The 6,380-nt window shown below is 69.5% G+C and carries 4 protein-coding genes and 1 tRNA gene; 2 read left to right on the top strand and 3 right to left on the bottom strand.

From position 1 onward, the window contains the following. Nucleotides 1–75: 75 nt before the first annotated feature. The 3 genes from nusG to E0W80_RS17545 all read right to left on the bottom strand — a co-directional run bounded on the left by nusG (nucleotide 76) and on the right by E0W80_RS17545 (nucleotide 1,538). Complete coding sequence (gene nusG, locus E0W80_RS17555; RefSeq protein ID WP_131494326.1) at nucleotides 76–1,110, bottom strand: transcription termination/antitermination protein NusG; 1,035 nt, start codon at nucleotides 1,108–1,110, stop codon at nucleotides 76–78. Nucleotides 1,111–1,152: 42 nt separating this feature from the next. After that, entirely contained in the window at nucleotides 1,153–1,425 is a 273-nt protein-coding gene (gene secE, locus E0W80_RS17550) for a preprotein translocase subunit SecE (RefSeq protein ID WP_017201518.1), read from the bottom strand. Between the two features lie 40 nt (nucleotides 1,426–1,465). After that, nucleotides 1,466–1,538 (bottom strand) — tRNA-Trp (locus E0W80_RS17545). A 195-nt stretch (nucleotides 1,539–1,733) separates the two neighbouring features. On the opposite strand from E0W80_RS17545, the gene E0W80_RS17540 reads away from it, so the two are divergent. Next, complete coding sequence (locus E0W80_RS17540; protein ID WP_165875505.1) at nucleotides 1,734–3,557, top strand: HSP90 family protein; 1,824 nt, start codon at nucleotides 1,734–1,736, stop codon at nucleotides 3,555–3,557. A gap of 23 nt (nucleotides 3,558–3,580) precedes the next feature. After that, on the top strand, nucleotides 3,581–6,379 hold the full coding sequence (locus E0W80_RS17535; RefSeq protein ID WP_131494325.1) for a hypothetical protein: 2,799 nt from the start codon (nucleotides 3,581–3,583) through the stop codon (nucleotides 6,377–6,379). The last annotated feature ends 1 nt before the right edge of the window (nucleotide 6,380 follow it).

Below are 6,380 nucleotides of genomic sequence, written 5' to 3'. Positions count from 1 at the left end.
ATGGTCTGACGCACACATCCTTCACGAGAACGGCCGCCCCGGAAGGGACGGCCGTTCTCGTGAAGGATGTGTGCGTCAGACCATCTTGGTGACCTGGTCGAACGACAGCTCGACCGGGGTCTCGCGCTCGAAGAGGGAGACGAGGACCGTGAGCTTGCCGCTCTCGGGCTTGATCTCGCTGATCGAACCGGGAAGCCCCGCGAACGAGCCTTCCTTGATCGTGATGGTCTCGCCGACCTCGAAGTCGACCTCGGCGGGGAGCGGACGAGCGACGGCGACGCCGCCCTTCGACGCGATGTTCTTGGCCGTGGGGACGTCCTTGACCTCGACGAGCGACTTCAGCATGTTGAAGGCCTCTTCGAAGCGCAGCGGCGTCGGGTTGTGAGCGTTGCCCACGAAGCCGGTGACACCCGGGGTGTGACGCACGACCGACCAGGTGTCTTCCGTGAGCTCCATGCGCACCAGCACGTAGCCGGGGATGCGCACGCGGGTGACCATCTTGCGCTGGCCGTTCTTGATCTCGACCACGTCTTCCATCGGGACCTCGACCTGGTAGATCTCGTCCTCGACCTCGAGCGTCGACTTGCGCTGCTCGATGTTCGCCTTCACCTTGCGCTCGAAACCGGCGTAGGAGTGGATGACGTACCACTTGCCGGGGAGCATGCGCAGGTCCATACGGAAGGCCTCGTACGGGTCTTCTTCCGCACCCTCGTCCGCCGCGGAGTCCTCGTCGCTCTGGACTTCATCGGCACCGACCTCGGGACCGTCGTAGGGGGTGACCTCTTCGGCCGCAGCCGCGTCGTGGTCGGCGGCCTCTTCGGCCACAGATTCGTTGAGGACCTCAGCGGCAGCCTCAGACTCTGCCGCTTCGTCCAGGTTGAGAGCGTCGTTCACGATCGCGTCCGCCTCCGGGTCGTCGATGTTGATGTCGATGTCTTCCGTGCCGTCTTCTTCGCCGTCTTCGCCTTCGACGTGGACCGCGACGTGCTCGGCCGAGGTGACCGAGAGCTCCTCCGCGGCGAGGACGTTGCCCTCCTGGGCCTCGTCCTCCTCGCTGGACTGCTCTGCGGCGGTCGCCCAGTCGGCGTCGTCGGAATATCGTTCAGACACGTTGCTTCTTCTCCATAGCTGCGGCGTGAGCCGCGGGGGTCATCAGCCAGGGATTCCGAACACCCAGTGCGTCACGAATGCGAACAGCGTGTCCAAGCCGTAGACGATGCCCATGACGATGATCACGAAGACGAGCACGACACCGGTGAACTTGAACAGCTCCTTGCGAGTCGGGGTGACGACCTTGCGGAGCTCGGCGATGACCTGGCGGATGAACAGGGCGATGCTCCCGAAGAACCGGGAGAAGGGGTTGCCCTTCTTCTCGCGGGTGGCGCCGGCCGCGACGACCTCGCCGCGCGGTTCGTCCTGATCCATCCTGAATGTACCTTTCGTGTGTCAGCGTTGCGCTGACGCGCAGGGCGGACAGGAATCGAACCTGCAACCTGCGGTTTTGGAGACCGCTGCTCTGCCAATTGAGCTACCGCCCTAGAGACCGGGAGGTCTCGGGGTGTTCTCCCCATTCTGCCGCCGTGACCGTGGTCGGAAGACCCCAGGCATGGCGAAAGAATGCAGACAACAACTGCCCCACAAGCATACGGCATCGATCCGGTCGCGCCGAACCGGGATCGCGATGGCGTGTTCTTGTTAGGCTCGGCGAGCGTGTGCAGGAGGAGGGAGCGCCGGTGAGCGCTGAAGTGCAGCAGTTCCAGGTGGATCTGCGCGGAGTCGTCGATCTGCTCAGTCGACACATCTACTCCAGCCCCCGGGTGTACCTGCGGGAGCTTCTGCAGAACGCCCGCGACGCGATCACGGCGCGTCGCGAGGTCGACGGCGGGGGCGGACGCATCCGGATCACTCCGCTGACCGCCGAGAGCGGCGAGTTCGTGCTGCGCGACGACGGCGTGGGGCTCACCGTGACCGAGGTCGCCGATCTGCTCGCGACCGTCGGCCGAAGCTCCAAGCGCGACATCTTCGACCTGCCGCGCAGCGACTACCTCGGACAGTTCGGCATCGGACTGCTGAGCTGCTTCATGGTCGCCGACACGATCGTCATCCGCTCCCGCAGCGCCCGCGGCGGGGCCTCCGTGGAGTGGACGGGAAGCGCGGACGGCACGTTCCAGGTGGCCGAGATCGACGAGGAGCTGCCGATCGGCACCAGCGTGCATCTCGTCCCGCGCTTCGACGCCGGAGACCTGCTGCGCCCGGCCAGCGTGCACGAGCTGGCGACGACGTTCGGGGAGTTCCTGCCGGTGCGGGTCACGATCGACACCGCCTCCGGCGACATCGACATCACCCGGGACGCGCCCTTCCTCGACGCCGCGCAGGACCCGGAGGCCGCCGTGAGCTACGGACGCGACCTCCTCGGGGCCGGCCCTCTCGATGTCATCGAGCTGAGCGAGCCGGCCACCGGCACCCGAGGCCTCGCCTACGTGCTGCCCTACGCCCCGCCTCCCGGTGCACGCCAGGCGACGCGCATGTATCTGGGACGGATGCTGCTGTCCGAGCGCGTCGACGACGTACTGCCCGAGTGGGCCTTCTTCGTCCGCGCCGTGGTGGATTCCACCGGGCTCGCACCCACGGCGAGCCGGGAGTCGCTCGTCGAGGACGAGGCCCTGGAGCGCGTGCGCGAGCAGCTCGGCGCCGGCATCCGCCGCTGGGTGCTCGAGCTCGGACTGAGCGAGCCGCACCGCCTGGCGCAGTTCGTCGCCGTGCACGAGGTCGGGCTGAAGTCGCTCGTCCGCCACGACGAGGAGTTGGCCCGTTTCATCTCCCGCTGGCTGACCGTCGAGACGACGCACGGCACCCTCCGGATCGGCGACCTCGTCGAGCGTCACCCGCACATCCGGTACGCGAACACCGTGGACGAGTTCCGCCAGGTGGCCGGCATCTCCCCCGGCGGCGAGGTACTGGTCAACGGAGGGTATCTCTACGACGCCGATCTGATCCGGATGCTTCCCGACCTGTACCCGCACGTCACGGTCGAGCAGGTCGATGTGACCGCCGAGCTGGACCGCCTCGATCCTCCGCCGCTCGACGACCGCGATGCCGCCGTCGCACTGGAGGCCCGCGCCGAGGCCGTGCTCACGGCATCCGGATGCTCCGTGGTGGTGCGCTCCATCGACCGCCCCGACCTCGCAGGGCTCTACGTCGCCGACCCCGAGGTGCTGCGCGCGATCGACCGCGGCCGCACCAAGGGCGTCACCGGGGCGCTCTGGGGCGGGGTGCTGGACCGCATCGACCGGACGCTGTCGTCCGGACGCCAGGAAGATCTCCGTGCCCGTCTGTGCCTGAACTGGTCGAACCGTGTCGTCCGCGCGCTGGTGCGCGTGCACGACGACGCCGTGTTCGCCCGCACGGTGCAGCTCCTCTACATCCAGGCGCTGCTCGCCGGGCACCATCCGCTCGCCGACGCCGACCGCGCGCTCATGACGAGTGCGCTCGCCGATCTCGTCTCGCTCTCGGCCGGCCTCGAAGGGGATCAGATCCCCTTCGACGACGTCCGCTGACTCTCCATCGAAGGGTTCCGTCCATGGCACGTCCGAAGAAGCGCTTCCAGCAGCTGATCGAGGAGATCGATCGCACGCCCTGGGGCCCCGCCGAGCAGGCCCTCGTCGCGGAAGCCGTGGCGTTGGCGGTCGAGGTCGGCGACGAGCGCCTCGAGTACGAGGCGCGGATGCGGCAGACGGCTTCGGCCAACATGGGCGGCGCGACCGACGTGATGCTGAACTCGTTCGCGTGGTGCCTCGCGCACCATGACGCGGATCCGCAGCGGTTCCCCGCCGACCTCGACAACGGCGGCGCCGACCTGATGTGGCAGTTCAAGTGGATGGCCTCCTCGTTGCGGTCCTCGCCCGCGTTCTCGCAGGAACAGATCGCCGCCGTGCTGGACGACATGGAGGCGCACTACCGCGCCGCCGGACTCGGCCTGAGCGGCGTGCTCACCGCACGCTTCGAGGATGCCTGGGACGCCGGTCGCATGGACGATGCCGAGGCGCTGCGCGTGCAGCTCGAGGCCACTCCCCGCGACGACCACAGTCACTGCGACGCCTGCGGTCGCAGTCAGGTCGCCGGCTTCTATGCGGACACCGACCGCGACGACGAGGCGATCCAGCTGGTCGAGGAGATGATCGAGGGCGGCTTCTCCTGCGGCGAGGAGCCGGAGCATGCGCTCTCCCGGGCCCTGCTCCCCTACCTCCGCGCCGGCCGCCCTGCGGAGGCGAAGACCGCCCACCTGCGCAGCTACCGCCTGGCGAAGGACAACCCGGACAACCTCCGCATCGTGGCCAACAACATCGTCTTCGCCGCGATCACGGGCAACGAGGCGCGGGCACTCGCCATGGTGGAGAAGCACATCGCCTGGCTGGCGCACGACGGACTGAACGTCGACGCGCATTTCGCCGCCCTCGCCGCCCTCGCCGTGGCCCTGGACCGGGTCACCGCCGCGGGGCACGGCGACACCCCCGTGCGCGGTGCGGACGCCCCCTCCCTCGTCCCGTTCTTCGGCGCGCACGACGGCCCCTGGAGCGCGACCGACCTCGCTGCGGCGGCCTGGTCCGCCGCAGAGCGGATCGGCGCCGCGTTCGACGAGCGGGACGGGACCCGGGGACACGCCCGCAGTCTGGACCGGATGCGCGCCCTCGCCACGGAGCAGTACGACGTGCCGATCCGCTCGGACGCGTTCGTCGCCCCGACCCCGTCCGCCGCCCCGGTGGATGCGGACGGCTGGTTCGAGCGCGCGATGCAGCTCGCCCAGTTCGGGGCCGAGCACGAGACCCTCGACGCTCTCCCCCTGGCTCTCGCGGTGGAGGACCCCGACAAGCGCGCCCAGCTGCTGTCGATGCGTCTGGGCATCCTGATCGCCCTCGACCGCGCCGAGGAGGCCCTGCAGCTGCTGCCCGAGCGCATCGCCGCGCTCCGGGCCGCCGGTCGCGAGGAGCAAGCCGCGCTGGAGGAACGCCTGGAGCTCGCGACCTTCGGGCTGAACACCCCCGAGACGACCGCCGCGCTGGAAGAGGCGATCTCCGACGCGGCTTCGCTTCCGGCCTGGTCGCGCGGTGACCTCGCGATCAGCCGCGCCGCACTGCACCTGCAGGCCGGCGAGGCGGATGCGGCACTGGATCTCGCAGAGGTCGCCGCCCGCTCGTTCGCCGAGGCCGAGGACGTTCGCCTCTCGAACACCACGACCCTGCTGGCGATCTCGGCGGTGCTCAGCAAGGGCGACCTGGAACCGGCGATCACATTGCTCGACGGCTTCCTCGCCCAGGAAGACCTCAGCACCGGACACCGGGCACAGGCCCTGCAGATCAGGGCGCGGGTGCGTGGCGGCACCGACAACTACGTCGAAGGCGCCACCGATGCGGACGAGGTCTGCCGGCTGCTCGCCGAGCTGGGAGCGACCCGCGCGCTCGGCGATGCACACCTGCTCGCCGGCGCCCTCTGGGAGGACGCGGAAGAGCCCGAGAAGGCCGTGTCGCGCTACCGTCTCGCGTCGCGGATCGCCGGAGAGGCCGGGGGCGACTCCACCGGTGTGGACTTCCGTCTCGCGCGCGCCATGCTGCGGGTCGGGGATGCGGAGGAAGCGGCGGAGCTGTTCGGCGATGTGCTGCAGCGGGAGGAGATCGCGGAGGTGGCCGCCGGCTCCCGCGCGATGACCGCATCGATGCTGGCCCGCGCCCTGGGCGCGGCCGGTGAGTTCGGCCAGGCCGTCGGGGCGCACGGCTACGCCTCCGAACTGTTCGGCCAGGCTGAAGAGCACGCCGATCAAGCGATGTCGATGACCGAGCAGGCCAAGATCCTCGCACGCTTCGACGAACAGGAGGACGCGATCGGGCTGCTGGAGGCGGCCGCCGAGATCGTGCGCCGCGCACCCGACGCCGTCGGAGCGCTGACCGAGGTGCTGCACAGTCTCGGACAGGCGTACGGCGGTCGTGGTGACGAGCGGGCGTTCGCGCTCTTCGACGAGGTCGCCGCGCTCGCGCAGCAGCACGAGGCGGGGTGGCTCCTCGCCGATGTCACGGATTCGCGCGGTCGCGCTCTCGCCGAGCTCGGCCGGATCGACGAGGCGGTCGCGGCCGCACTCACCGCCGCCGACGGGTTCGCCGCGCTCGGAGACCTGGGCTCTGCAGGGAGCTCTGAGCTGTTCGCCGGACGCGTGCTCGCCGGAAACGACAGGTCAGCCGATGCGGTACCCGTCTACCGCAGTGCGATCGAGCACGCCGCCGGCCACCCTCCACTGCTGCAGGTGGCCGCACTCGAACTCGGCAACGTCTTCGAGTCGCTCGGTCGGCACGGTGAAGCCGCCGAGATCCGTTCGCACCTGGAGAGCTGAG

It is taken from the genome of Microbacterium sp. PI-1, assembly GCF_004337555.1.
Taxonomy (GTDB): Bacteria; Actinomycetota; Actinomycetes; order Actinomycetales; family Microbacteriaceae; genus Microbacterium; species Microbacterium aurugineum.
This window is presented reverse-complemented; position numbering and strand designations above follow the sequence as displayed.